This window comes from Brevundimonas sp. (assembly GCF_024711105.1).
GTDB lineage: Bacteria > Pseudomonadota > Alphaproteobacteria > Caulobacterales > Caulobacteraceae > Brevundimonas.
This window is the reverse complement of record NZ_JANJTL010000057.1, coordinates 1-2,667: the sequence shown is the minus strand read 5'-3', so window position 1 is coordinate 2,667 and position 2,667 is coordinate 1. Positions and strand designations below refer to the sequence as shown.

At 71.0% G+C, this 2,667-nt stretch carries 4 protein-coding genes; 1 reads left to right on the top strand and 3 read right to left on the bottom strand.

The window, feature by feature from the left end; translation table 11 throughout:
- The 3 genes from Q0M60_RS04585 to Q0M60_RS04575 all read right to left on the bottom strand — a co-directional run.
- Positions 1–231: adenylyltransferase/cytidyltransferase family protein (locus Q0M60_RS04585; protein WP_296816521.1), on the bottom strand; the 231-nt coding region annotated here is incomplete at its 3' end.
- Between the two features lie 5 nt (positions 232–236).
- Complete coding sequence (locus Q0M60_RS04580; protein WP_296816523.1) at positions 237–629, bottom strand: MaoC family dehydratase; 393 nt, start codon at positions 627–629, stop codon at positions 237–239.
- A 53-nt stretch (positions 630–682) separates the two neighbouring features.
- On the bottom strand, positions 683–1,552 hold the full coding sequence (locus Q0M60_RS04575) for a TIGR01459 family HAD-type hydrolase (protein WP_296816518.1): 870 nt from the start codon (positions 1,550–1,552) through the stop codon (positions 683–685).
- Between the two features lie 129 nt (positions 1,553–1,681).
- Between Q0M60_RS04575 and Q0M60_RS04570 the strand changes: the two genes are divergently transcribed.
- A partial coding sequence (locus Q0M60_RS04570) for an aldehyde dehydrogenase family protein (protein ID WP_296816515.1) occupies positions 1,682–2,667 on the top strand: 986 nt, incomplete at its 3' end.

The following is a 2,667-nucleotide window of genomic DNA, read 5'->3' as shown; positions in this document are numbered from 1 at the left end:
GCCGGTGGTCATCAGGCGAAGGGGAACCGCCTCCGGCTGGAAGAAGCGGCGCGGATGCGGGTCGAAGCTGACGACCCCGCAGGGGACGCCCAGCCGGTCCGCCGCGGCCCGCGCCTCGGCGATCACCCGCCGGTGGCCGCGATGCACGCCGTCGAAATTGCCGAGCGCCACGGCCGCGCCCTGCTGCGCGGGCGCCAGGTCCTTCCAGCCGTGGATGATTTCGATGGCCAAGGCCGTCAGGTGCGCCGGCGCCGACGCGGCACGCGGATGGTGGCCTCACCCTCCAGCACCGGCTCGCCGTCGACGAGGCATTCGGTCCTGAGCGTCACACGCGCCGAGCCGGGATCGATGGTGGCCACCGTGACCCGCGCCGTGACCCGGTCGCCGATCCGCACCGGCTTGTGGAAGCTCAGGGTCTGCCCGAGGTAGATGGCCCCGGGCCCCGGCAGGATGGTCCCGACCACCGCCGATACGAAGGACGCCGACAAAAGGCCGTGCGCCACGCGCCCACGATAGGGGCTGGCCTGGGCGTAGGCCTCGTCGATGTGGAGCGGGTTGAAGTCGCCTGACGCCTCGGCGAAGCGGAGAATGCGCTCCTCGGTGATGTCGACGTGCAGCTCCGCCGACATGCCCGGTGACAGTTCGTCGAGGATGTAGCCGCCGGGCGGGGTTTGGCTCTCGGTCACCAGTTGAGCTCCAGCGAAACAAAGCGGGCGTGCGCGCCCTTTTCCGACAACAAGGCCTCGGCCCGGGCGGGGTCAAGGCCCCCGTGAGCGTCGGTCACGTCGGCGATGTGGATGCCACCCGCCACGAACAGGCAGTCCAGGCCCTGCGCATTGGCGCCCAGCACGTCGGTCGGCAGGCCGTCGCCGACGCAGAGCACGCGCGCCCGGTCGACATCCCGGCCCAGCAGGCCGGCCGCCTGCTCGAGCGCCAGGTCGTAGATCGGCCCGAACGGCTTGCCGGCCATGACCACCGGCCCGCCTTCCTCGGCGTAGACATCGGCCAGGGCCCCGGCGCACCAGATCAGGTCCTGGCCCCGGTGCACCACCCGGTCCGGATTGGCGCAGACCATCTCCAGCCCGCGCCGGGCCGCCTCGCGGAAGGTCGGGCGATAGTCCTCCGGCTGGTCGGCCTCGTCGTCGAACAGGCCGGTGCAGGAGATGAAGGCCGCGTCCTCGGCCTTGTCGGTCAGGGTCACGCCGGTGCCCTGATAGACTCCCTGGTCGCGCTCGGGTCCGATGGCCCAGGCCGGTCCGGGGGCCCGCTTCTTCAGCTCGGCGATGGTGGCGTCGCCGGAGGTCGTCACCGCCTGCCAGGCCGCGCGCGGCACGCCGATGCGGTCGAGTTGCTCGATCACGTCCGAGCCGGGCCGGGGCGCGTTGGAGATCAGCACCACCGCCCCGCCGCCCTGGCGATAGGCCGTCAGCGCCTCCATGGCCCGAGGATAGGGCTCACGCCCGTTGTGGACCACGCCCCAGACGTCGCAGAGCAACACGTCATAGGCGTCGGCGATGTCGGACAGGCCGGAAATCAGCTGGGGAGCGCTCATGGCGCTCCTCTACCCGCGCTTGGCGCCCGGGCGAAACCCGCAAAGTCGCCTGCCGCCGCGCCCTAGCCCTCGAGGCCGTCCGGGGCTAAACCGCGCCCCACATCCTTCCGACCGAGTTCAGGCATACCCATGCGCGACATCCATCACCTCGTCGACGGCTCCAGCTTCACGGGCGGCTCGGGCCGCTTCGGCGACGTCTTCAACCCGAACACCGGCGAGGTGCAGGCGCGGGTCCAGCTGGCGACCGAGGGCGAGGTCGACCGCGCCGTGCAGTCGGCTCAGGCCGCCTTCGAGGAGTGGTCGACGGTCAATCCGCAGCGCCGCGCGCGGGTCATGTTCGAGTTCAAGCGCCTGGTCGAGGCGAACATGAACGAACTGGCCGAGCTGCTCTCCTCTGAGCACGGCAAGGTCATCGCCGACTCCAAGGGCGACATCCAGCGGGGCCTGGAGGTCATCGAGTTCGCCTGCGGCATCCCGCACGTCCTGAAGGGCGAGTACACCCAGGGCGCCGGGCCGGGCATCGACGTCTATTCCATGCGCCAGCCGCTGGGGGTGGTCGCGGGCATCACCCCGTTCAACTTCCCGGCCATGATCCCGATGTGGATGTTCGGCGTGGCCATCGCGGTGGGCAACACCTTCATCCTCAAGCCGTCCGAGCGTGACCCGTCGGTGCCGGTGCGGCTGGGCGAGCTGATGCTGGAGGCCGGGGCGCCCAAGGGCGTGCTGAACGTAGTCCACGGCGACAAGACCGCGGTCGACGCCATCCTGACCCATCCGCTGGTCCGCGCCGTCAGCTTCGTCGGCTCGTCCGACATCGCCCACTACGTCTACCGGACCGGCGCCGAGCACGGAAAGCGCGTCCAGGCCATGGGCGGCGCCAAGAACCACGGCATCGTCCTGCCCGACGCCGACATGGACCAGGTCATCAAGGACCTGACCGGCGCCGCCTACGGCTCGGCCGGCGAGCGCTGCATGGCCCTACCGGTCGTCGTCCCCGTCGGCCAGCGCACCGCCGACGAACTGCGCGAACGGCTGGTCTCGGAGATCCCGACGCTGAAGGTCGGCGTCTCGACCGACGCCGAGGCCCACTACGGCCCGGTGGTCAACGCCGCGCA